Origin of the sequence: Sulfitobacter sp. S190 (genome assembly GCF_025141935.1) — a bacterium.
GTDB lineage: Bacteria > Pseudomonadota > Alphaproteobacteria > Rhodobacterales > Rhodobacteraceae > Sulfitobacter.
On sequence record NZ_CP081121.1, the window covers coordinates 46,320 to 70,053 of the forward strand.

At 60.1% G+C, this 23,734-nt stretch carries 21 protein-coding genes; 2 read left to right on the forward strand and 19 right to left on the reverse strand.

All coding sequences use genetic code 11. The features are described from left to right. Positions 1 to 68: 68 nt before the first annotated feature. The 14 genes from hemA to bchF form a co-directional block, all read right to left on the reverse strand. A complete protein-coding gene (gene hemA, locus K3756_RS17770) occupies positions 69 to 1,283 on the reverse strand; it encodes a 5-aminolevulinate synthase (RefSeq protein WP_259993871.1) in 1,215 nt (404 codons plus the stop codon). Further along, a complete protein-coding gene (puhE, locus tag K3756_RS17775; protein ID WP_259993882.1) occupies positions 1,273 to 2,073 on the reverse strand; it encodes a putative photosynthetic complex assembly protein PuhE in 801 nt (266 codons plus the stop codon). Before puhE ends, hemA begins: the two co-directional genes overlap by 11 nt. Continuing rightward, entirely contained in the window at positions 2,073 to 3,203 is a 1,131-nt protein-coding gene (gene acsF / locus K3756_RS17780; RefSeq protein ID WP_259993891.1) for a magnesium-protoporphyrin IX monomethyl ester (oxidative) cyclase, read from the reverse strand. The genes puhE and acsF overlap by 1 nt, the downstream gene beginning before the upstream one ends. After that, a complete protein-coding gene (locus K3756_RS17785; protein WP_259993893.1) occupies positions 3,200 to 3,496 on the reverse strand; it encodes a hypothetical protein in 297 nt (98 codons plus the stop codon). Before K3756_RS17785 ends, acsF begins: the two co-directional genes overlap by 4 nt. A 1-nt stretch (position 3,497) precedes the next feature. Then, positions 3,498 to 3,983, reverse strand: coding sequence for a photosynthetic complex assembly protein PuhC (gene puhC / locus K3756_RS17790; RefSeq protein ID WP_259993897.1), 486 nt, complete (start codon positions 3,981 to 3,983; stop codon positions 3,498 to 3,500). 5 nt (positions 3,984 to 3,988) lie between these two features. Further along, positions 3,989 to 4,633 (reverse strand): photosynthetic complex putative assembly protein PuhB, encoded by a 645-nt coding sequence (puhB, locus tag K3756_RS17795; RefSeq protein ID WP_259993908.1) that lies wholly within the window; start codon positions 4,631 to 4,633, stop codon positions 3,989 to 3,991. Between the two features lie 64 nt (positions 4,634 to 4,697). Next, positions 4,698 to 5,471 (reverse strand): photosynthetic reaction center subunit H, encoded by a 774-nt coding sequence (gene puhA / locus K3756_RS17800; RefSeq protein WP_259993910.1) that lies wholly within the window; start codon positions 5,469 to 5,471, stop codon positions 4,698 to 4,700. 25 nt (positions 5,472 to 5,496) lie between these two features. Then, on the reverse strand, positions 5,497 to 6,924 hold the full coding sequence (locus K3756_RS17805) for a PucC family protein (protein ID WP_259993912.1): 1,428 nt from the start codon (positions 6,922 to 6,924) through the stop codon (positions 5,497 to 5,499). Beyond that, positions 6,921 to 7,631: a magnesium protoporphyrin IX methyltransferase gene (gene bchM, locus K3756_RS17810; RefSeq protein ID WP_259993922.1), complete on the reverse strand. Its 711-nt coding sequence runs from the start codon at positions 7,629 to 7,631 to the stop codon at positions 6,921 to 6,923. Before bchM ends, K3756_RS17805 begins: the two co-directional genes overlap by 4 nt. Next, positions 7,631 to 8,530 (reverse strand): ferredoxin:protochlorophyllide reductase (ATP-dependent) iron-sulfur ATP-binding protein, encoded by a 900-nt coding sequence (gene bchL, locus K3756_RS17815; RefSeq protein ID WP_259993923.1) that lies wholly within the window; start codon positions 8,528 to 8,530, stop codon positions 7,631 to 7,633. The genes bchM and bchL overlap by 1 nt, the downstream gene beginning before the upstream one ends. Positions 8,531 to 8,549: 19 nt before the next feature. Continuing rightward, on the reverse strand, positions 8,550 to 12,074 hold the full coding sequence (locus tag K3756_RS17820; RefSeq protein ID WP_259993928.1) for a cobaltochelatase subunit CobN: 3,525 nt from the start codon (positions 12,072 to 12,074) through the stop codon (positions 8,550 to 8,552). Between the two features lie 4 nt (positions 12,075 to 12,078). Then, the gene (bchB, locus tag K3756_RS17825; protein ID WP_259993932.1) at positions 12,079 to 13,647 is read right to left on the reverse strand and encodes a ferredoxin:protochlorophyllide reductase (ATP-dependent) subunit B; all 1,569 of its coding nucleotides are present in this window, start codon (positions 13,645 to 13,647) and stop codon (positions 12,079 to 12,081) included. An 82-nt stretch (positions 13,648 to 13,729) separates the two neighbouring features. Continuing rightward, complete coding sequence (locus K3756_RS17830; RefSeq protein WP_259993934.1) at positions 13,730 to 15,010, reverse strand: ferredoxin:protochlorophyllide reductase (ATP-dependent) subunit N; 1,281 nt, start codon at positions 15,008 to 15,010, stop codon at positions 13,730 to 13,732. After that, entirely contained in the window at positions 15,007 to 15,507 is a 501-nt protein-coding gene (gene bchF / locus K3756_RS17835) for a 2-vinyl bacteriochlorophyllide hydratase (RefSeq protein ID WP_259993936.1), read from the reverse strand. The genes K3756_RS17830 and bchF overlap by 4 nt, the downstream gene beginning before the upstream one ends. 245 nt (positions 15,508 to 15,752) lie before the next feature. On the opposite strand from bchF, the gene K3756_RS17840 reads away from it, so the two are divergent. Both K3756_RS17840 and ppsR read left to right on the forward strand, forming a co-directional pair. Further along, entirely contained in the window at positions 15,753 to 16,511 is a 759-nt protein-coding gene (locus tag K3756_RS17840; protein ID WP_259993938.1) for a B12-binding domain-containing protein, read from the forward strand. Then, positions 16,508 to 17,929, forward strand: coding sequence for a transcriptional regulator PpsR (gene ppsR, locus K3756_RS17845; RefSeq protein ID WP_259993940.1), 1,422 nt, complete (start codon positions 16,508 to 16,510; stop codon positions 17,927 to 17,929). Before K3756_RS17840 ends, ppsR begins: the two co-directional genes overlap by 4 nt. On the opposite strand, the gene K3756_RS17850 is transcribed toward ppsR, so the two are convergent. The 5 genes from K3756_RS17850 to K3756_RS17870 all read right to left on the reverse strand — a co-directional run bounded on the left by K3756_RS17850 (position 17,930) and on the right by K3756_RS17870 (position 23,664). Continuing rightward, positions 17,930 to 18,631: an ABC transporter ATP-binding protein gene (locus tag K3756_RS17850; protein ID WP_259993941.1), complete on the reverse strand. Its 702-nt coding sequence runs from the start codon at positions 18,629 to 18,631 to the stop codon at positions 17,930 to 17,932. Then, positions 18,624 to 19,397, reverse strand: coding sequence for an ABC transporter ATP-binding protein (locus K3756_RS17855; RefSeq protein ID WP_259993942.1), 774 nt, complete (start codon positions 19,395 to 19,397; stop codon positions 18,624 to 18,626). Before K3756_RS17855 ends, K3756_RS17850 begins: the two co-directional genes overlap by 8 nt. Beyond that, positions 19,394 to 21,253: an ABC transporter permease gene (locus tag K3756_RS17860; RefSeq protein WP_259993943.1), complete on the reverse strand. Its 1,860-nt coding sequence runs from the start codon at positions 21,251 to 21,253 to the stop codon at positions 19,394 to 19,396. The genes K3756_RS17855 and K3756_RS17860 overlap by 4 nt, the downstream gene beginning before the upstream one ends. A gap of 68 nt (positions 21,254 to 21,321) precedes the next feature. Then, on the reverse strand, positions 21,322 to 22,527 hold the full coding sequence (locus tag K3756_RS17865; protein ID WP_259993944.1) for an ABC transporter substrate-binding protein: 1,206 nt from the start codon (positions 22,525 to 22,527) through the stop codon (positions 21,322 to 21,324). A gap of 66 nt (positions 22,528 to 22,593) precedes the next feature. Further along, positions 22,594 to 23,664, reverse strand: a complete 1,071-nt coding sequence (locus tag K3756_RS17870; protein ID WP_259993945.1) for an aromatic ring-hydroxylating dioxygenase subunit alpha — start codon at positions 23,662 to 23,664, stop codon at positions 22,594 to 22,596. Positions 23,665 to 23,734: the final 70 nt, after the last annotated feature.

Sequence of the window (23,734 nt, forward strand, 5' to 3'; positions counted from 1 at the left end):
CACTCCCGCCAATCTCATTTGGCCGAAAATACTCAATCCCGGACCATCAACCAGCGGGGCAGGGGTGTTCAGGCGACCGCGTGACTGATCGCGCACTGCTTCCACAGATGGCTGAGCGCATTGACGAGATGCTCGATGTCGGCATCTGTATGAAGCGGTGACGGCGTAAAGCGCAACCGCTCGGTTCCCTTGGGCACCGTCGGGTAGTTGATGGGTTGAACGTATATGCCCCATTCGTCCATGAGGTAATCCGCAAGCATCCGCGTCTTAACGGGATCCTTGATCATCACGGGCACGATATGGGAATCGTTTGCCATGTGTGGGATACCAGCCTGATCCAGACGGGCGCGCAGCTTTGCAACCTGCTTGCGCTGGCGCAGACGTTCATCGTTCGATGTCTTGAGGTGCATGATTGACGCGCGCGCGGCCGCGGCGACCGCCGGGGGCAGGGCGGTGGTAAAGATAAAGCCGGACGCAAAGCTGCGGATAAAGTCGCAAAGTGCGGCCGAGCCCGTGATATAGCCTCCGACCACGCCGTAGGCCTTTCCAAGCGTCCCTTCAATAAGCGTGATCCGGTCAGCCAGACCCTCGCGCTCGGATACGCCGCCGCCGCGTGGCCCGTACAGGCCCACGGCATGCACTTCGTCGAGATAGGTCATGGCGCCGTATTTTTCCGCCACCTCAACGATCTCGCGCATGGGGCAAATATCCCCGTCCATCGAGTACACGCTTTCGAACGCGACAATCTTCGGCACGTTTGCGGGCAGGGCGGCCAGTTTTGCTTCCAGATCGGCAACATCGTTATGTTTCCAGATCACCTTGTCGGCTTTGGAATGGCGAATGCCTTCGATCATCGACGCGTGATTGCCTGCGTCCGACAGGATGACACAGTTTTCCAGACGCGACCCGAGACAGGACAGCGCCGCCCAATTTGACACATATCCCGACGTGAACAGCAGCGCCGCCTGTTTTCCGTGCAGGTCCGCCAGTTCAGCCTCCAGCAAGAGGTGGTCGTGATTGGTCCCCGAGATGTTGCGCGTGCCGCCCGCTCCGGTGCCGGTACGCTGGACTGCTTCGCACATGGCGGCAATCGTCAGCGGGTTTTGCCCCATGCCGAGATAGTCATTCGAACACCAGACGGTGACATCGCGTTTCTCGCCCTCGACGTGATTGGCCGCACGGGGGAACTTCCCGCATTTACGCTCGAGTTCGGCAAAATACCGGTAGTTGCCTTCGGATTTCAGCTGATCGAGTTGTGAGGTGAAAAGCGCGTCAAAGTTCATGGGGATTGTCCTGTCTTGTCGTCGGAGTTGGCAGCATCCAGCGCCAAAGTTTTGCGTCTGGCAGCGGCACCACCATCAGCCAGTGTTCAAGAGCCGCGAGCGCGGCGAGGGCGGTCAGCAAGGCGAATCCGACGGTTGCGGCCGAATCTCCCTGCGCGGAAATCAGTCGTTCGGCAAAGCAGGCCGCCGTGATCGACAAAAAGGTAACGCCAATGGGAAAGGCGAGCGTAATCGGCCCCTGGCGGAAATAGGAGGTCAGATGGGCCAGCGGGCGGGGCACGAATTCCGTATTGATCCGCGGCACACCGAAGAACAGGTTCAGCTTCGCCGAGATGCGGGCTGTAAACAGGATAATGTAGCTCCAGAGCCCGACCGTGTTGGGTGCATCCACGGTGATAATGACGACCGCGAGCAAGGCGGCAGCCAAGAGCAGCTCATGGCGTGATACGGTATCCCACGCCCGCGCAAACCGGGGATATCCGGTCAGCCCGCTTGGACATGAGCGGCGTTCCGGCCCGGTGATCACACCGGACAGGAATGCAAGTTCGATCCAGCCCCAAATCAACAGGACGCTTACAAACGCGACATAGGCGTTCGCCACGGTTTGCGCTTGTGCACTGATGACCAGACCGGCAAAGCCCAAGGCACACAGCGGCACCGACAGGAATACATTTCGCCCGTGCGCCACCGCCTGCCCACCATCCGCCCGTCGCACGACGAGCAGAATGGCGCCGGTGAAAAACCACCAGGCAAAAAGGGCAAAGAGGGCTGCGAACCAGGCGGTGTGCATCAGTAGGCGGGCTCCATGACCGGGCTTTCGGGCACATCATGCCGGATTGCCGGGATCGTGTAGATGGCGATGAACGCCCTGGCCGCTTTCGCCATGCCTCCCAGTCGTTTGATCGTGCCGGCAACGCCGCCCTGTGCCTTGCCTTGCGCGACCTGCCGGCTTGCCGTTTCCATGCGGTCGAGATTGGGCCGCCAGCGCGGATGGTCGATATCGAGCGTGATCGGAAAGACCTGCTTGGAGATCTCGGACGTTTTGCGGAACACTTCCTGCCCGTACCACGTCACATCCACGCCCAAAGCGTCGTGGAACAGCGGACGCTGGTGGTCCCGAACCCACATGGTCGAATACACGGCTGTCAGGAAGAACTTGATCCAAAGCTTATTGGTGATTGTATTCGTCAATTTAGGGTCTGTTTTCATGAGCAGGGCAAAGGCCTCGCCATGCGAGAACTCATCGTTGCACCATTCACGGAACCAGCTGAAAATCGGATGAAACTGCTTGTCCGGGTTCTGCTCGAGGTGACGGTAGATCGTGATATAGCGGGCATAGCCGATCTTTTCCGACAGATAGGTGGCGTAGTAGATGAATTTGGGCCGGAAGTAGGTGTATTTCTTCTGCTGGGTCAGAAAGCCGAGGTTCACGCGAATGCCAGCCTCGCGCAGCGCATCGTTAATGAACCCGGCGTGCCGTGCTTCGTCGCGGGCCATCAGCTGAAACAGCGTGGTAATGTCCGAATTGCTGCCGCGCCGCTTCATTTCCTTATAAAGCACGCATCCCGAAAACTCCGCCGTGCAGGATGATATGAGAAAGTCGATGAATTCTGCACGCAACGCGGGGTCCATGCCCTCCCAATCGACCGTGCCCCACGCTTCGTTTTTCTTGAAATGACCCTTGTTAGGGTCTGATTTCATCTGCGCGATCAACCGGTCCCAGTCCTGACGGACCGGTGTGACATCGATCGCGTCCATTTCGGCGAAATCCGTGGTGTAGAATCGCGGCGTCAGCAGCGTGTTCTGCATCGCGACTTCGGTGGCTTTTTCCGACGTCATCTCGGGCGTGTCGAGCGCGTCTTGCGCGGCGATCGCCTCTTCGGCGGTATCGGCAAAGGCGGAATGTGTTGGCTTGTTCATGACAGCACCTCCTCGGAGAAGGAGAATTCGCACAGTTCCATGAATTCGAAATCCCCTGTCGCGCGGGTCCATAGCCGTTCGACCGCGCTGGCGCGGATGATTGTGGCCGTGCGTTCCTCGCGGATGACCTCACCGTAGGGGGCCATGATTTCCGCGCCGTGCACCTGCACGCTGTCTCCGGGGTTCACGACCGCCCCGTTGAGGAATTTCACATGTGCAGAAAGCTCTTCGAAGCGGTGCGAGATCGTGACCTCGCAGGGTGCCTGTTCTCGTGTTCTGGTCAAAAGTCCCATGTCAATTTGTCCCTTGGTTTGTGTCGATCAGCGTGGCGAAGGCTGCGACATTGTCCTGGCCGTATCCAATGAGCGCGAGGCTCCAGCCGGTTTGGTCGTCGAGGATATCAGTGCGCCCGCCGGAGCGGCGGACGAGGCGGATGGGTGCCGTTGGATCGGCGCCCTGTACCTTGCGTTCGCGCATCACAGCGACCCAGACCACATCGATAAAGCCCGACTTAGGGTCGGTTGATGCTGCGATCTGCTGGCCGTCGGTGTCGAGGATGCGAATGCCCGTGGTGCGGTCACCGTCGAAATATACCGTACGCTCGGCTTCGATGCGGGGCAGGGCGGCGACGCCCGTCAGGGGGCGATTGGTGATGCGTGCATAGCTGACGAGGATCAGCGCGGATGCCATCAGGGCGAACATCGCAATGACCAATGCGCGCGGCACCATTTCGCGGTCACGGGCTTTCATCTGATTGGCGAGTGAGGATGTGTTGGCCATGATGATTACTCTGCCGCCATCGGACCAGACACACCTTGTGCTGGATCAACTTTTACAATTTGGGGCTGGCTGACCCGTGTTTCGGCCGCATCGGCAAAGATGCGTGCCACGCGCGCCGCATCCGGAATGGCACGAAAGGCCGGTTGCGTGCGGGTGATGGTCCATGGCCGCACGTGGGGCCATGTCATGATGTGCGAAAAGCGGGTGTCACCTGTCAGCTCGAAACTGATGGTACCAAAGCCGGTTCGGCGGATTTGTGCTTCGGCATTGCGGATGCATACATATGGCAGGTTCAGCGTCATGGTCAGAGCAGCACCGATGCGCATGGCGACACGCTTGTTGGTCAACGTATAGACCGTGGCGCGGGCCTGTACCCAGGCCATTACGAACACCACCGCGCAGGCAACGGCCCCTGCCAACAGCAACGGAATGCCGTGGCCCATCGCAGTGGGCAGCGGCACGGTGGCCGACGACACCCCGACCCGCCAGATGGCCAGCAAAACGAAATACCCCATGATCCAGTTCATTTTCCATGCGTCTTTGGCCAGACGCAGTGGATTTGGTGCCCCTTGCCAGATGATGTGTTCATCCTCGGGCAATTCCTCTGGCAGTCCGCGAACGGGTTCGAATTTGAAGTCGTCGTGATGCATGGTCTTTGTCCCTTTTGGTTGGCCGGGGCGGTTGGCTGATCGCCCCGGCGTCCGTGATCGTGGATCAGAACTTCGGCTCTACCCGTTTCGGATCGGCGTACAGCGTGCCGCCGCCGAAGTAGGCCATGATCTTTTCTTCCTCGAGCAAGGTGATCGAGCTGTCGGATTTGGTGGTCGGAATGCCGTCGAAATTCGCGGCATAAAGGGACCGCACGGCAATCCGGTCGCTTTTGATGCGGGCGAAATTCGCGGGGATCAGGCGCGTTTTGCCGGAGCCTTCGGGGTTCACATCGACCGTGAGGTAGCGGACGTACTGCTCGGGGATATCGACCCACATATCGGTTACACGGCCGATGACCTCACCGTCGCCTGCAATCACGGGTTTGCCGCGCGGATCGGTGCCCGCGGCCACGGCGAAATCGTCCAGCTTGCTCAGCGGTTGGATCTTGTCATGCCCGTGTGCGTCAAGCTCGGGCCAGTCATTCCGCGGCGCCCAGGATGCCGGCCCGACACCGTCAGCCATGGGATCGCCTGTCGGCACATAGGGCGATCCGGCCGAAACGCCGGTGCGCTCGAGCGCGATATTGTCGCGGTCGCCACGCTGACCGGAGGGAACCACAACATCGCCGCGTCCGTGCGGCAGGTGGAACGTCTTGTCCTTGGGCACCGGAAACGGCCCCTGGTTCGGCGCGGTGTCGCCGTCGTCGGTCTCGAGCGGGTAACCTTCGCGCATGTTTTCCGTCTGAAGATAAAAAACCAGCCCTGCGAAGAAGAGCCAGAACAGCCAGATCGCGGCGCTTGCCAGATCGAAGTTTCCAAAAAATTCAGTGCCAACCATTAGGGGGTCCTCCGGGGTGTTGTCGTCATGTCGGGAAGTCGGCAAGACCGATAGGCCCCGCCGGTTTCGGGTTTACCGCACGGGCGCGGACCAACGGGCCAAGCGCGATAAGGGTGATGAAAAGCAGACCAATTTCGAGATGGTACACAGCCGAGTAGCCGGTTGCGTTTGATTGCAGGGCCGGTCCGAGTGTCCCTTCGAGCGCTGCGTGATTGATGATGTCGCGCAATGCACCGCCCGCAAAGATCGAAACCCCTGCCGCGGTGGCCTGTGCGGCCCCCCATGCGCCAAGTGCGAGACCCTTGCCCGCAGTGCCGGTCGTCTTGATGGTCATCGCAGAGGTGAGCGTTGCCACCGAGAACAACCCACCGCCCAGGCCGATGCAGAATGCGCCCGCGAAGAATAGCGTGCCGCTGGAGAGCGGCGCTGCGAAGATGACGGCGCAAAAGGCCATAAGGCCGATCAGGATGCCGCGTGCGGCCATTCGGTGCGGGCTGAGGCCGGTTTTGAGCCACCGGGCCGCGGCCGCAAAGCCGATTAGCGCACCGCCAGCCCACATCGCGGTGAGCAGGGTGGTCGCGGAGACCGATAGGCCAAGCACTTCGCCGCCGTAGGGTTCGAGCAGCACATCCTGCATGTTGAAGGCCAGCGTGCCGAGGAAAACGACGACCAACAGGCGTGCGGCGTCGTTGCCTTGGGTCAGATCGCGCCACGCGTCAGAAAAAGCCGGACGTGGCGCTGCGCGTTCCGCTCGGGACATCGGATTGACCTTTTCCTGTTTCCATAGGGCAATGATATTCAGCACGATGGTCACGACAGCGGCGCCCTGAACCACCTGCACCAGACGCAGCGCCGAAAAATCACGCAACAGGGTACCGATCAGAACCGCAGAGACACCCATTCCGATCAGGAACATGACGTAAAGGAGGGCAACGACCTGCGGTCGTGTTTCATCGCTCGCTCGGTCCGCGGCAAGCGCGAGACCGGCTGTCTGGGTCATGTGCATGCCCAAACCGGTAAGCAAAAAGGCAAGTGCGGCGCCGACTTCTCCGGCCCAACCGGGGCCCGCGACCTGATCACCGGACAGTACCAGCAGCCCCATAGGCATGATGGCGAGCCCGCCGAATTGCCACAAGCTGCCGAACCACAGATAGGGGATACGCTTCCAGCCGATCGCGCTGCGATATGTGTCGGAGCGAAACCCAAGGAGCGCGCGGAAGGGGGCCACCAGAACGGGGATCGCGATCATGACGGCGACGATGGTCGCGGCGACGCCCAACTCCACGATCATGACCCGGTTCAACGTGCCAAGCAGCATCACCGACGCCATGCCGACCGATATCTGGAAAAGAGACAGCCGCAACAATTGGCCAAGCGGCAGTTGTTCGCTGATCGCGTCGGCAAACGGAAGCGTGCGCAGGGTGGCGTTCTTGAGTGCGGTGTGCAGGCTCATGGCGTGAATTCCAGTGCCTGACTGATGTAGAAACCCGATGTGACACGCTGCACGTCATGCAGTTGTCCGTCGCCCAGGGAAGCTGCAATCGACGCGGAGGTATGGGGCACCATCGTGGGAGAGCGGTCCGCGCGGGGAAACAGTTTCCCGGCCCGCCACATCATCATCAGCAAAGGCGTTCTGGGGGCGACGGTAAATACCATGTTGCCCGCCAAACGCGGGGCAAGCGACCCCAGAATGGACCCGATGTCGGGTGCGGAATAATAGATCAGGCTGTCCATCGCAACGATATGGTCGAAGCTGCCAAACGCCGGATCAAGCATGTCACCGGAGGAAAAGCTGACGCGGTGCGCCAGATGTTCGGGTGTTCTTAGACGTGCGATATCAATGAGTTGCGGCGAAATATCGACACCGGTCACCACCGCGCCCCGCGCGGCGAGTTCAAACGCCAGTGCGCCTGTGCCGCATCCCGCATCGAGCACACGCCGCCCGCTCAGATCGTCGGGCAGCCGGGACAGGATCAGCGCGCGCATCTTGTCACGTCCCGCTCGGACGGTTGCGCGAATACCCGAAACCGGCGCATCGGACGTCAGCCGTTCCCAGGTGCGGGTCGCGGTTTTGTCGAAATACGTCTCAACCCGGTCGCGGGTTTTCCCGTAATCGACCGAGGCCACCGGCCTGTCAAAATGTGGCGCACCGTCGGCCATCAATCAAATCCCAGCAGTTCGAAGATTTCGCGGTCGGGCAGGGGGGCAGGCGCCAAAGGCTCTGTGCCGTTCCACAGTGTTTCCGCGAGGCGGATGTATTCTTTCTGGACCGCGGCGATATCGTCATCGAGATCCATTTCGAACAACGTCTTTTTCTTCAGACGGCTGCGGCGGATCGCATCGAGATCGGGCATATGCGCGATGCGGTTGAAGCCGACGGTCTTGCAATAGCGGTCGACCTCGTCGGTATCCTTTGACCGGTTGGCAACACAGCCGGCCAGACGCACTTTGTAGTTGGCGGATTTGGCCTGAACGGCAGCGATGATGCGGTTCATCGCATAAATGCTGTCGAAATCGTTGGCCGTGACAATCAGCGCACGGTCAGCGTGCTGCAAGGGGGCTGCAAAACCGCCGCAGACCACATCGCCCAGAACGTCGAAAATCACGACATCGGTGTCTTCCAGCAGGTGGTGCTGTTTGAGCAACTTTACGGTTTGGCCCACCACATAACCCCCGCAACCGGTGCCGGCGGGGGGGCCGCCCGCCTCAACGCATTTAACGCCGTTGAAGCCTTCGAAAACGAAATCCTCGGCGCGCAGTTCCTCGGGATGGAAATCGACTTCTTTCAGGATGTCGATCACGGTCGGCACGAGCGTCCCTGTCAAAGTGAACGTGCTGTCATGTTTGGGATCACAACCGATTTGCAGAACCCGTTTGCCGAGCTTCGAGAAGGCCGCCGAAAGATTGGACGATGTTGTCGATTTGCCGATGCCGCCCTTGCCATAGACGGAAAACACCTTGGCGCCTTCGATTTTGGCGCTTTCGTCCTGATGCACCTGCACCGATCCTTCGCCGTCCTGACCCCGAAGGGTGGGGATGCCTTTGTCGAGTGGGCTCATGCTGTTTCCTTTGCGTGTTTCATTCGGCCGAAATTCCTTCCAGCTGATCCTCGATCGCGTCTGCGGCGTCTTGCAGGGCGGCGAGCGTGTCTTCGTCGGGTGTCCAGTAGTCGCGCTCCGATGCTTCGATCAGGCGATTGGCCATCCGCATGGAGGCTTGCGGGTTCAGATCGGCGAGCCGTTTGCGCATGGCGTCATCAAGCACAAAGGTCTCCGACAGGCGTTGGTAGACCCACGGATCAACCGTGCCGGTGGTGGCGGACCAACCGACAGTATTGGTGATGTGTGCTTCGATCATGCGCACGCCTTCGTGGCCGTGATTGAGCAGCGGTTCGTAGAATTTCGGGTTCAGGCTGCGGGCACGGGTTTCGAGTGCGACCTGATCCTTGAGCGTGCGCACCTTGGTGCCGCCCATTGTCTGATCACCAATATAAACGGGTGTGTCTTCCCCGCCCTTGGCGCGTTTTACGGCAGACGCGATGCCGCCCAGCGTATCGAAATAATGGTCGACCGATGTCACGCCCAGCTCGACAGACTCGAGGTTCTGATAGGCCAGATCGACGTTTTTCAACGTGTCTTCCAGCAGGGCCGACTGCTGGGTGGCTTCCCCGTCGGTCCCGTATGCGAAGCTCTTGCGGGCCTGATAGGCATCGGCCAGGTCAGCATCGTCATCAAAGGCAGACGCATCGACCAGCTGATTTACATTTGAGCCATAAGCACCTTCGGCATTGGAAAAGACCCGCAAGGCCGCCGTGGCGATATCTGTGTCATTGGCCTTTGCGAAAGCCAACGCATGTGCGCGGATCGGGTTGAGCGCCTCCGGTTCGTCCGCCGAGGCGCATTTCAGCGCAGCATCGGCCAGCAGTTTGGTCTGCAGTGGCAGCAGATCGCGGAAAATGCCGGAAAGTGTCATGATGACATCGACCCGTGCGCGGCCCAGCTCTTCGAGCGGCACAAGATCCGCGCCACACAACCGGCCGTGGTTGTCAAAGCGTGGGGTGCATCCCATCAGTGCCAGCGCCTGTCCGATCGGCCCACCGCCGGATTTGATATTGTCGCTGCCCCACAGAACCAGCGCGACGGATTTCGGCATCGTCTCGTGGGTCTGGAGCAAAGCCTCCGCTTGCCTCGCCCCTGACTGCATTGCCTCTGCAGTAGGCATGCGGAAGGGGTCAAACGCGTGTATGTTGCGCCCCGTCGGAAGGATTTCGGGCGCATGTATGACATCGCCACCGGGCACAGGTTCAATAAACTGGCCATTCAACGCACGCATCAGAGCCGGAAGCTCCGTATCACGCGATAACGCGTCAAATGCGGCTGCACGCGCGTCATCGTTCTCGAACTGCATCTGGGCCAACGTCCGGTCGATTGCGTCCGCCTGTTGCGGTTTGCCGACTACGTGCAATCCGTCTGGGATCAGGCTCGTTTCGGTCTCGAGCACACGCTCCCACATGTTATCGACGTCAACGCCCGCCAGATCCACCGCGTCCGCCTGCGCACGGATCAAATCCTCAAGGTCATCGTGCGTCCCGTCCGGGCTTCGGTTCCGCCAGCTGTTCAGACTTTCCTTCAGCGCGCTTAGCCCTTTGTAGAGCCCCGCATTCTGCAAAGGTGGTGTCAAATGGGTCACCGTCACGGCACCGGACCGGCGCTTTGCCAGTGTTGCCTCTGACGGGTTGTTCGCGGCGTAGAGATACACGTTGGGCAGGTTGCCCATAAGCCGGTCGGGCCAGCAGCTCTCACCCATTCCGTTTTGCTTGCCCGGCATGAATTCAAGCGCACCGTGCATGCCGAAGTGCAGAACCACATCGGCTGCAAGATCGTGTCGGATGAATTGATAGAAGGCGTTGAATGCGTGCGTCGGCGCAAAGCCGCGCTCGAACAGCAGGCGCATCGGATCGCCCTCGTAGCCGAAAGTCGGTTGCACACCGACGAAAACACGACCGAACTGCGCGCCGAGAATGAACACCTCGCGGCCATTTGACTGGACCTTGCCGGGGGCGGGACCCCACGTGGCTTCTATCTCCGCAAGCCACGGCGTCCGGCTGACAATACTGTCGGCGGACACGGTAGCGGCGACATTGGCTTCCTGCCCGTATATCTCGGCATTCCCGCCAAGAACGGCCTCGCGCAGCGCTTCGACAGTGTCCGGCGGTGTCAGATCATAGCCATCCTCGGCCATTTTATGCAGCGTGTTGAACAGGCTCTCAAAGACCGAAAGATACGCGGCAGTGCCAATAGCGCCCGCATTGGGCGGAAAGCCGAACAGCACGATTGCTGCTGATTTACCGGCGTTTGGCGACCGTCTCAGATGCGCAAGGCGCAGCGTTTTTTCGACCAACGCATCGATACGCTCGGGGCATGGCGCCATCGCTTTGACCTCGCCCACCGGGCGGCAGGACCGCGCGCATCCTTGGCACCCCGTCTGGCCGTGGCGCCCTGCAAAAACGGTCGGGTTGGTCGCGCCGTCAATTTCGGGCAGGGCGATCAGCATCGTGGTCTCGACGGGGCTCAGTCCCTGATGGCCCATGGCCCACTGGTCCAGCGTCTGAAACTCGAGCGGTTGCGCGGTGATATAGGGCACATCCAGAGTGCGCAGGGCTTCCACGGCCGCGGCACTATCGTTGTAGGCAGGCCCCCCGACAAGGCTGAACCCGGTCAAGGAAACCAATGCATCGACGTCGCCCATGTAGCCGTCGATGGCCGGGCGTCCATCCAGGCCACCCGCAAACCCTGCAACGACATTGCATCCGCGTGCTTCGAACTGGCGAATGACGAAATCATAGTGGGCCGTGTCGCCAGCCAGAATGTAGCTGCGCAGCATAAGAATGCCGACAGTGGGGCCGTCCGACCGGGAGTGCAGATCATCGCGGTTCAGGGTGATCCCGTGATCCGGTAGGTCAGGATGATAAAGCCCGACTTCCGGGTATGACACCGGCAAAGGCGCCTCTAGGCCGTGCCAGTCAGGCAAACGGGCATAACGCGAAATCAGGAAGCGGATCATCGCTTCGATATTGTCGTCCGACCCGCCCAGCCAGTATTGCATGCAAAGAAACCAGGCGCGAAGGTCCTGTGCTTTGCCGGGAACAAGCCGCAGTATCTTTGGCAAGCGGCGCAGCATTTTCATCTGCCCTGCGCCGGTGTTGCCCTTTTTACTGGCGGGCTTGAGCTTTCTGAGCAGTGCCATGGCACCGGATGCGGGGCGGGACATGTCCAACTCACCCATACGTGTCAGCTGAACGATGGATTGGTCGGCAATAATGCCGACCATTGCATCGCAAGCCTCGCGCCGGGCTTCCAGGTCCGGCAGTATCGCAACCAGATGCTCTTCGAGAAACAGCACCGAACCCACAATGATGTCGGCCTGCGCGATATCGCGCTTGGCCTCGGCAAGGGCGCCGGGATCTTTCTCCCACTCTGCGGCGGCGTGTATTTTCAGGGCAAGACCCGGAAAGTCCTCTGCCAAACGCGGAGCAACACGCGCGGCAGGCCCGGCCGCATGGCGGTCGAGCGTCACCAGAACGATGGTGTAGGGCTTATGCATCACGTCATCGCGCAAAATGGGCCTTCGCTTCATAAAGGGTGTCGACTGAAATTTCGGAAAGACCTCGCTCGGAGGCGAAGCTCTCGGTGTTGCGGCGGGCCTTTCCGCGCACAAAAAAGGGTATTTTCTTCAGTTCACGTTCCGCAGTTTCAAGCCAGATGACGTCAGCACCAGAAGGGACATTATCGTGGAGCGCGGGGTCTTGCTTCATCTTGCCTTCTAAACTCATAGGCGCTTGCGCCTTCCGGGGGGATGCTGCGGGCGTGTGCCCTGCGTGATGGGACGGCCCGGCAGCGTCATTGAATTCGAAATCCTCCCGGAACATGTGGAGCAGGTGCTCCTCCAGCCCCATGACAAGCGGATGGATCCACGTGTCGAACATTACGTTCGCCCCTTCAAACCCCATCTGCGGAGAGTAGCGGGCCGGGAAATCCTGTACATGGACAGGCGCCGATATCACGGCACATGGAATGCCCAGACGCTTGCCGATATGGCGCTCCATCTGCGTGCCGAGAATCATTTCTGGCTGTAGCGCTTCGATTGCCCGTTCGACTTCGAGATAGTCGTCGGTAATCAGCGCCTCCAATCCGAAGTCTTTTGCGAGGGCGCGTACGGGTCGGGCAAATTCCCGATTGTAACACCCCAACCCGCAAACTTCGAAGCCCATCTCGTCGCGCGCCACACGTGCGGCCGCAGCAACATGTGTGCCGTCGCCGAAGATGAAGACACGTTTGCCCGTCAGATAGGTGCTGTCGACGGACCCGCTCCACCACGTCTGGCGCAAGCCTTGCGTGTCGATGGCAGCGGTACTGCCGGAAAGCGTACGCACTTCCTCAATGAAATCGCGGGTGGCACCGGTACCGATAGGAACTGTTTTTGTGAAGGGCTGGCCAAAAGTCCTTTCGCAAAGACGCGCAGTCTGCTCGCCAGTTTCTGGGTAGAGCAATACGTTGAAATGCGCGGCGCCCATGCGGGCGATGTCTGCTGGCGTCGCGCCCATTGGTGCAGTTACATTGACTTCGATACCCATTTCGAACAACAGATTGGTGATCTCAGCGACATCATCACGATGGCGAAATCCCAAAGCCGTCGGGCCGAGGACATTGCACGAGACCCGCGGCGTCTTTGCCATCGGTTTCGCGAGGTGACGCACGATTTGGAAGAAAGTCTCGTCCGCTCCGAAGTTTTCCTTGCGTTGGTAGCTGGGCAATTCAAGGGGTATGACCGGGATCGGAAGCCCCATTGTTTCAGCGAGACCTCCGGGGTCGTCCTGGATCAGCTCGGCGGTGCATGACGCACCGACGATCATTGCTTCGGGCTTGAACCGGTCGTAGGCATCTTGGCAGGCTTTTTTGAAAAGCCCTGCAGTGTCGCTGCCGAGGTCACGTGCCTGGAAGGTTGTATAGCTCACCGGCGGGCGGTGATCGCGCCGTTCGATCATCGTGAAGAGCAGATCGGCATAGGTATCGCCCTGAGGGGCATGCAAGACGTAGTGCAGCCCCTTCATACCGGTAGCGACGCGCATCGCTCCGACGTGGGGCGGGCCCTCATATGTCCAGACGGTCAGCTTCATTTGCGCCCTCGCGTGCCCCATACGGGGGCCAGCCCCCGGACCCCCGGAGTATTTTCAGCCAAGAAAGATGGGCGCCGGCACATCATCGCGCTGGCTCCAGTATGGATTTGCGGCGGAGTGGTTTTGCGAAGAGGGCGGCCAGATCGCCGGCCTGCTCGTAAAAATGCACCGGTGTGAAAACCAGTTCGATGGCCCATTTTGTTGACAGGCCCTCTGCTTCGAGGGGGTTCGCCAGGCCGAGGCCACAGACTGTCAGGTCTGGGGCTGCTGCGCGGCAACGGTCGAGTTGCAAATCCACGTCCTGACCTTCGGAAATTTGCGGTCCTGACGGCAGGAGTTCGAGGTCGGGACCATGTAGCGCGTCGTGGATGTAGGGGGATCCAACTTCGATCGGCGTCATGCCGCATTCGCGACTTAGGAAACGGGCGAGAGGAATCTCAAGCTGGCTGTCGGGAAAGAAGAAGATCGACTTTTTGTTTAGTGTTTGAGCCGCTTGCGCGATTGCCTGACGTGCCCGTCTGCGCGGCGCGGCGGTCACGGCTTCGAATGTCGCGGCCGTCACACCGAACTCTTTCGCGATTGCAGAGAGCCAAGCTGTCGTGCCCTCTTCGCCCAGGGGGAAGGGGGCGGGCAAGTGTCGTGCGCCGCGACGCTCCAGGGCGGCATGCGTGTCGCCGAGAAACGGTTGGGTCAACGCGAAGACGGTGTTTGGGCCCACACCCGTGTCGGCGTCAATATTCCGTGCGGGTAGCACCCGCACCGGACCGATCCCCATGCCATCGAGCAACTGGAGCATCTGGTCTTCGACCACATCGGGTAACGCGCCCACAACGAGCAGTTCGCGATCATTGGTGTGGGGGAGCACAGGCACCATCGAGGCAAGGCAGGCGTCTTCGCCTTGGGTGAATGTCGTCTCGATCCCCGAGCCGGAGTATTCCAGCACGCGGACCTTGGGCGCAAATTGCTGTGTTAGGCGCTCTGCGGCGCGGCTCAGGTCCAGTTTGATGACTTCGGACGGGCATGACCCAACAAGGAACAATTGCCGGATATCGGGTCTGCGCGACAGGAGCCGCTCGACCTCGCGATCGAGTTCGGCATGCGCGTCGTTCAGACCGGCAAGGTCTGATTCTTCGAGAATCGCGGTGCCGAAGCGGGGTTCGGCGAAGATCATCACGCCAGCGGCGGATTGCAGAAGGTGCGCGCAGGTCCTGCTGCCGACCACAAGAAAAAAGGCATCCTGTATCTTGCGATGCAGCCAGATGATTCCCGTCAGGCCACAGAACACTTCGCGTTGGCCGCGCTGCTTGAGCACGGGGGAGGCGCGGCAACCAAGAGCGGGAGGAGGCGGGGTTTGATCGGTCATGCCGGCACCTGCGCGGAGAGGCGGGCCATGCGTAACTTCCACAAGAACTGACCTGCGTTCACGACGTAGGCGGCGTAGGCCAGAAGTGCTACCACCATGAGGGAGAGGGGTGCCAATGTGCCGCTGATCAGGCCATAAAGATAAAGGGTATGAAGCGCGATTACGCCAAAGCTGATCACGTCTTCCCAAAAGAAGGCAGGTGCAAAAAGCCACTGACCAAAGACCACTTTTTCCCAGATCGCGCCGGTAATCATAATCAGATAAAGCGCGCCGGTTTTGATAAGGATCGACACCGTCGCGATGCCGTATCCTTCGCCTGTCCAAAGATATCGTAGCACGAGGGCGAGGGAGGCGAGAAAAATCACGAATTGCAAAGGCGCCAGGACACCCTGCACAACCGTCCACGGCGATGCGTCGCGCCGTGCGCGCTGCGCTGGCGTATAGAGCTGATGTGGGGGGGAAGGGTGGCGCATGCCGGGTCCCATCGCGTTTTCCATTCGTAATCTCCCTCCGCAAAGGCTGTCATTCTCGCCTCAATCTGTCAACTTAGATTTACACTTTGGAGGGCCGGATCAGTCATAGTTCCGCCGATAAAAATTTGATTTCCGCAATGAAACGCAAGAACACCGGCCTATATGTCAATATGATTTGACAATACTGCACGGGCTGTAGAGCATGGTTGACATATAAAATGGAAAAGCTGGGCAATTTAGGGACCTCGTCGTCCGGCTATGGAGAGTGGATGCGACCGATTGCCAAATCTCGCGCCGTTCCCGAAGACGGGGACCTGGATGGTGTGGCGCGACAGGCGCTGAATATCCTCGCGCGGGGCAGGCCGCGCGCGTCCGGTCCGATAGACCGCAGGCTTTTTGACCAGTTGATGGATGTCGTAATTGACCCAAATGACGTGCGCATGGAAGCCGTGCGGGCCATCATGCGCGCGCGCGGGGTGAACGATGCGGCAATTGCGGATCATTATATCCCCGCGCTGGCGCGTGAGCTGGGGGCGCTTTGGTCGGCGGATCAACTCTCGTTCCAGAATGTATCGCTCGGAAGTATCCATTTGACGGCACTTTTGCGCCAGCTTGACCCTAGTTGGTGCAGCCCCCAGCGCAAAACACCGCAGTTGGGCGGAACCATCTGCATCATCGTACCGCAGGGCGTGCAGCATACTTTGGGCGCAAGTATTCTGGCGGGACAGCTGCGGCGTGCGGGAGAGGTCGTGCGGTTGGGGTTTGATCTTCCGTTGCAGGATATTCCCGCTTTTGTTGGCCCACCGGATACATCTGCGGCCCTGATATCCGCTTCGTCTTTCGAAGGTCTTGATTTCCTCGGGACGGTTGTGAGAAGGATCAAGCAAGGCAATGCATGGCTGCCGATACTGATTGGCGGAAACGCACTAGACCGAGATGAAGACCTATGCGAACTGACCGGAGCGGACTTCGCCACGACCGACTGGAAGACGGCGCTAAGCCTCTGCAGTCAGAGGTTGGTGCGATGAAGGGCGAGGGGACACGAGGGTGGACCAGCGCGCTGGCCTCGCTGATCGGTTCTGATCAGGCCGCCGATATTGTGGCACGTGTCACGGACCTCGCGCTTTTGGTCGACAGTAACGGCATCATCAGCAATGTCATGACGCATCCGGGGTTCAAACCCGCAGAGCGCGTTGCCGCGTTTGACGGCGAAGCGATGCGTGATCTGTTGACCGTAGACAGTGCGACACGGTTTGATGTGCGCCTTTCGGAGTTTCTTCAGGATCCCGAGACGCCCCGGACGATCGAGGCAAACCACAAGCCCGCCGGGAATTACGGTGAACTGCCCGTCAAATACAGCTTCCACCGCATCGGAACCGGTGGCACCGTGCTATTGCTCGGGCGCGACATGCGGGCCGTTGCGGATATGCAGCAACAGCTCGTGGCCGCGCAGATCGCCTTGGAGAAAGACTACGAGGCGCAGCGCGAGAACGACACGCGTTTCCGGGTTCTCATGGCCTCCATTGACGAGGCGACGCTGTTTGTCAGCCTGCCGGACGGTGTGGTGCGCGAAAGCAATCCGGCCGCACAGGCCTTGTTTGGCAAATCCGGGAGCGATCTTTCGGGTGGGCCGCTGGACCATCATTTCGACGGTGCGGAAAGATCGGGATTGATAGATCGGCTGGTAAAGGCCGCGTCCGATGACGGGCAGGGCGTGGTGACGCTCAAAGCGCGTGCCGCAGGGCGGGCATTGGCAATCAGGCCGCGGATATTCAGGGTCGGTGCGGAGCGTTTGATGTTGTGCCGTCTGTCGACCACGACCGGTAATGCGCTGCCATCCGGCACGGTTCAGGCCAATCTGATCGGTCTTTACGATCATGGCGCCGACGCGATTGTTTTTGTCGCCCCCGGTGGCGATCTTCTGAGCGGCAACGAGGCGTTCCTGTCGCTCAGCGGCGTAACGGATGCGAAACAGCTGCGTGGCCGTTCGCTGGCTGATTTCCTCAGCCGGGGAAGTGTGGACATGAACGTGATCCTCGAGAACGCCGCGCGCAGCGGGTACCTGCGTCTTTATGCGACCAAGCTGGTGGACGAATACGGGTCTGAACGTGCCGTCGAAATTTCCACGACCCATCTTGCTGCCGGTGACATGCCGGTATTCGCGTTGGTGATCCGCGATATCACCCGTTCGGATGCGGGGCGGTCCGATGCGCCTGCACTGGGCGAAGTCGACAGCAAGTCGGTGGTTGAGTTGATCGGGAGCCAGTCGTTGCGCGATATCGTGGCAAAGACAACCGATGTGGTCGAAAAGATGTGCATCGAAACAGCCGTGGAGTTGACGTCGAACAACCGTGTCGCCGCCGCAGAGATGCTGGGCCTCAGCCGTCAGTCGCTTTACGTAAAGCTGCGGAAATACGGGTTGTTAAAATCCGGCGGCGATACCTGATCACGCAGCGAGATAGGCATCGCGAATTTCAGGGTGTGCTTTGAGCTCCGCGAGGCTGCCGTGATAGACCTGTGTGCCGCTTTCAATGATGACGACCTGATCTGCGACAGCTTGGGCGAAATGCAGGTTCTGTTCTGACAAAAGCACGGTCAGCCCTTCGGATTTCAGCTGCTGGATCACACGGGCCATCTGCTCCACGATCACGGGCGCGACACCCTCGCTGGGTTCATCCAGAAGGACGAGCGACGGATTGCCCATCAAGGTGCGTGCGATGGTCAGCATTTGCTGCTCTCCCCCTGACAGGGCCTTCCCGCGGTTGTTGCGCCGTTCGGCAAGATTTGGAAACAGATCGAACAACAGATCATGCGTCCATGTGGGCGCGCCGTCGCGGGGCGGCTGTTCACCGACGATCAGGTTTTCCGTGACGGTGAGATCGGTGAAAATGCGGCGCTCTTCGGGGACGTAGCCCATGCCCAGTTTTGCCACCTTGTGAGGCTGCAGCCCGGCGATATCCTGCCCCTGGAATGCCACCGTACCTGACGCAGGGCGCACCAGCTGCATGATCGATTTCATCGTCGTCGTCTTGCCGGCACCATTGCGCCCCAGGAGTGCGACGACCTTGCCGCGCGGCACGTCGAGACTGAGATCGCGCAGCACATGCGCCTTGCCGTAAAAGCTGTTTACGCCTTTGACCTCAAGCATGGGTATCCTCCGCGTCAAAGACCGTTCCACCGCCAAGGTATACTTCTTGCACCAGCGGGCTGTTGCGGATGTCCGTCGCGCTGCCTTCGGCAATCAGGGCACCGCGATTCAAAACCATAATGCGGTGTGCATGCGCGAAAACGACATCCATATCATGCTCCGTGAACAGGACGCTGACGCCTTGGTCGCGGACGATGTCGGCCGTCAGTTGCATCAGCGCCACCCGTTCGCGCGGTGCCATGCCCGCAGTGGGTTCATCCATCAGCAGAAGTTTCGGTTCGTGCGCGAGAGCGATCGCCAACTCCATCCGCTTGAGATCACCGTAGGCCAGCACCGCGCAGTGACGGTCTGCCTGCGCCACCATCCCGACCATATCCAACAGTTGGAGGGCGCGGTCGCGGTGCATCCGGTGGGCAAAGGGACGGAAGCGAAAGATGTCTCCGTGGTGTGACAGGAGCGCCATCTGCACATTCTCGGCCACCGTCATGGAGCTGTAGGTCGCCGTAATCTGGAATGTGCGCCCGACCCCCTTTTTCCAGATCTGGCGTGGCGCAAGCCCGGTGATGTCTTCGCCGTCCAGCAAGACGGTGCCGCGCGTCGGGGCAAGCTGGCCCATCAGCATGTTGAAGCAGGTGCTCTTGCCCGCGCCATTGGGGCCGATCAATGCCAGCAGCTCGCCCTCCGCGAGAGAAAAGCTGACATCGTCAACGGCCGTGATGGCACCGAATTCGCGGGTAAGACCGCGTGTTTCAAGGATCGCGGTCATGAGCGCTGCCTTTCGGGTGCGGGCGTCAGGCGCCGCATCAGGCGCCGCCCCGTACCGGCAATGCCCTGCGGTGCCACGATCACGACAAATATGATCAGCAGACCCATGACCAGCCGCCAGTATTCAAAGCGGGTCAGAACATCCTCGAGCCCTTTGAAGAAGGCCGCCCCCACCACGCCCCCGGCCAGTGTTTTCACACCACCCAGGAACACCACGATAAGCGCGTCAAAGCTGCGGGCGATTTCAAGCTCGTTGGGAAATACACTGCCTTTCGAGAAAACAAAAAGCGCTCCGGCAAGCCCGCCCATGAGACCGGCAAACCCGAAGGCAATCAGCTGGACACGCCGCGTATGTATTCCGGTGGCCTCGGCCTGTCGCTGGCTGTCGCGCGCGGCTCGCAGTGCATAGCCGAACGGCGAATGTGCCACATGCCGCAGCAACAAAATGCCACCGACGGTGAATATCAGGCTGAAGTAGAAGAATACGGTGGTGTCATTCAACCATGCCGCAGGCCAGATATTGACGAGCCCATCGTCGCCGCCGGTCACGTCACCCCATTGGAACACAAGGCTCCACAGCAATTGTGCAAAGGCAAGCGTGAGCATGGCGAAGTAAACACCGGTCAGACGCAGACATACCCAACCGATCGCAAGCGCCGCGATGCCGGCACAAAGTGGGGCCAGCATGAATGCCAGCTCCATGCGCGTATCGAAGTGATGCACCAGAAGTGCGGCTGCATACGCGCCGCCCCCGTAATATGCCGCGTGGCCAAAACTGACGAGCCCGCCCAATCCCAGCAGGAAATGCAGGCTCGCGGCAAAGAGGCAGAAGATCAGGATGTCCGTCGCCAGAACCTGTGCGAAACCGGATCCATAGAGCGGCAGGAGCGCAAGGATTGCTAGTCCGACCGCCACGATGATCCTCGTGCGGCCACCCGCCGGTTTGATCGGGCGTTCGGGCTCTCCTACCTGACCGTGTTCACCGGCCACTTCTTCGCGCCCGAAAAGCCCGTAGGGGCGGATCATCAGGACGATGATCATCACGATAAACATCAACACGAGTGTCGACTGGGGCAGGTAGGTCACGCCAAAGACGTTCAAAACCGAGATGATGACAGCCGCGAGATAGGCGCCGGGAAGCGAGCCCATCCCACCGATGACAACAACGACAAAGACGGGCGCGAGGATATTGAAATCCATCAGCAGATCGGCCCCGCCTTTCGGCAGTTGCAGCGCGCCCCCCAGACCGGCGAGCGCCGACCCCAGTGCGAAAACGCCTGTAAAGAGCCACGCCTGATTGACGCCCAATGCACCGACCATTTCGCGATCCTGCGTCGCTGCGCGCACGAGGACGCCAACACGGGTACGTGTGATCAGGTACCAAAGCCCCAGAGCGATAAAGGGCGTGATCAGCAGCAGGACAATATCGTATTTGGGGATCGGTTCTCCCATGATGCGGAAAACACCGCGAAGGCCCGGGGCGCGGGGGCCAAGCAGGTCCTCCGGCCCCCAGATCATCAATGTGAGATCCTGAACAACCAGAATAACGCCAAAGGTGGCAACCAGCTGGAAAAGCTCGGGCGCGCGGTAGACAGGGCGCAGCACGAGCATTTCTATGACGACCCCGATCAGCCCAACCGCCACCCCCGCGAGGACGATTGCCCCCCAAAACCCGACGGCGCCGGGAAGCACCTGCATCAGCGAATAGCCAACGTAGGCACCCAGCATATACAGGCTGCCGTGGGCAAAGTTCACGATGCGGGTGACCCCGAAAATGAGCGACAAGCCACAGGCCACCAGAAACAGCGAGCTTGCATTCGCCAAGCCGGTCAGGATTTGAGCGACGAAAAATTCCATGATCTAACTTCTGCTTGGCGGCTGAACAGTGGCACCGGCCCAATTGGGCCGGTGTGTGAACGTGTGCGTTATTCTGCGGGGCGCAGTTTGGCCACCTCTTCGGGCGACGGCAGGTAATCCCCACCGTATTTGTAGGACCAGTCGACCATTACGCCTTTGCCATCCTGCAACGCGGTGGTGCCGACATAGGCGCCCATGGTCGATTGATTGTCCGCCTCGCGGAACGTGATGTCACCCATGGGTGTTGCCACATCCAGACCCTCGAACGCCATTCGGATCGCTTCTGTTTCGGTGGAACCCGCCTTTTCGAGAGCCGCCGCAATTGTCTGGGCGGTCATATACCCCACGAGCGATCCCAAGCGGGGATAGTCGTCGTAGCGTTCCTGATAAGCCGTGACGAATTCGCCCGCGGCACCTTCATCCAGATCGTACCAAGGATACCCCGTGACGGTCCAGCCTTCGGGAGCTTCGTCGCCCAGAGGATCGATATATTCCGGTTCACCGGACAGCAGCCCGAACACCTTGCGGCCCTCGAACAAACCACGGTCGCCGCCTTCGCGCACGAATTTCGCCAGATCAGGGCCGAATGTAACGTTGTAGATGGCATCGGGTTTTGCGCGTTCCAGGGCCTGTACTTCCGCGCCTGCGTCGATCTTGAAAACGGCAGGCCACTGCTCGGCTACGAATTCTGCATCGGGGACCAGCTCAAGAAGGGCCGCCTTGAACGCAGCCACCGCGTCTTTGCCATAGGCATAGTTTGGCGCGATGGTGGCAAATTTCTTGGCACCACTTTCGGCGGCCGCTTCCGCCAGCATCGAGGCTTGCATATGGGTCGAGGACCGCAGACGGAAAGTGTATTTGTTTCCGGCCGCCCAAACGAGGCTGTCCGCGAGCGGTTCGGACGCGAGATACACATACCCTTTTTCGCCCGCAAAAGACGAAATCGCCAGACCGACGTTTGACAGGATCGACCCTGTAAGCATCACCGCGCCTTCGCGGGTCATCAGCTCTTCGGCGATCTTGATCGCTTCACCGGGTTCGCCTTGGTCGTCGCGAAAGATAAACTCCAGCGGTTTGCCCAGCACGCCACCGGCGGCGTTGATCTCTTCGACGTAAAGTTCGATCCCCTGTTTATAGGGCCCGGCAAAGGCGGCGAGGCGTTTGTAGTGGTTGATCTCACCGATCTTGATCGTGTCCTGCGCAAAACCGGCAAGCGGCGAAAGCGCCAGCGCGGCCGAGGCGGCCAGCGCCTTCAGAAATGTCTTTCGGTACATGGATATCCCTCTCTTTTCGTTGGTGGTACGGCGGCCGGAACCCCCGTGACGAAATCCGACTGTTGATCAGTCGTGGTTGATAAAGCTGCTGTCGCCCGGATCACCCAGATCATCGGTGGCCTCGGCGGCGATGCGGTCGCGGATGCGCTTGCGGTAAACCGTCGGCGCCTTGTCGATTGCGATGCGGATGGGTCGGCGCCTTTGCGGCTGCTGTTCCGCATCGTGCACGGCTTCGAGGATCTCCTTGTCTTCGGCAAATGCCACTTTGAACATCGCGTCCATCTGCGCCGATGCCGCATCGTCGTCAAGCGCGCTGTTGCGCAAGTGCATCCAGTGGTCGATTGTGTAGTCCTCGCGCACCGGCGTGACGAAATGCAGCGCAAAAATGCGTACGCCCCGGTTCCGGTCCTCCTCATCGCATTTTTCGGCGACATCGATGCTGCCGAAATCGATCACCGCGGTCGAGGGCATGTGCAGGTGATAGTAATGCCAGCGGTCCACGTGCCCCGAAAACCCGCCGAATTTCTGAAAGAACCCCACCGGCGCCGCATCCCGTATCCAGCGCCAAGCGGAGATTACGCTGCCGCTGGTGGAGACATGCACGGGAACGTTCTCGCTCGCCGCGCTGCCAAGTGTCGTGGGGTGCACGAAGCTGACATGCGCGGGGTCCACGAGGTTTTCAGCCACGTTGAGGTAATTGGACCGGATATGCAGCGCGTCGCCCTGATGGGCATGCCAGCCCGCATCGGTAAATTCGGGCATATCGAAAATCTGGTCGGTGTCTGCCAGATCGGGGTCGCCCATCCAGGCCCATACGATGCCATGCCGTTCGTGTACTTCGAACCGTTCGACAAAGGCGCTTTTGGGCGTGTTGTCCTGCCCGGGGACGCGCACACATGTGCCGCGGCCGTCGAAGGTCATTCCGTGGTACCCACACTGGATCGTATCGCCGATCCGTTTGCCTTTGCTCAGCGGCAGCAACCGGTGCGGGCACCGGTCCTCCAATGCGCGCACGGTGCCGCCCGTTTCGCGAAACATGACCAACCGTTGACCGGTGATTTCCAACGCCCGAAGGTCCGTTCCGAAGTCGCGCGACCAGCCCGCTACGTACCACGCGTTGCGGATAAAACTGGTCATCGGCGTGTGTCCATCGTCCTTATCATCCCTCGATTGAGGCGTATAATTCCGCGAGCTGTCAATTGATTTA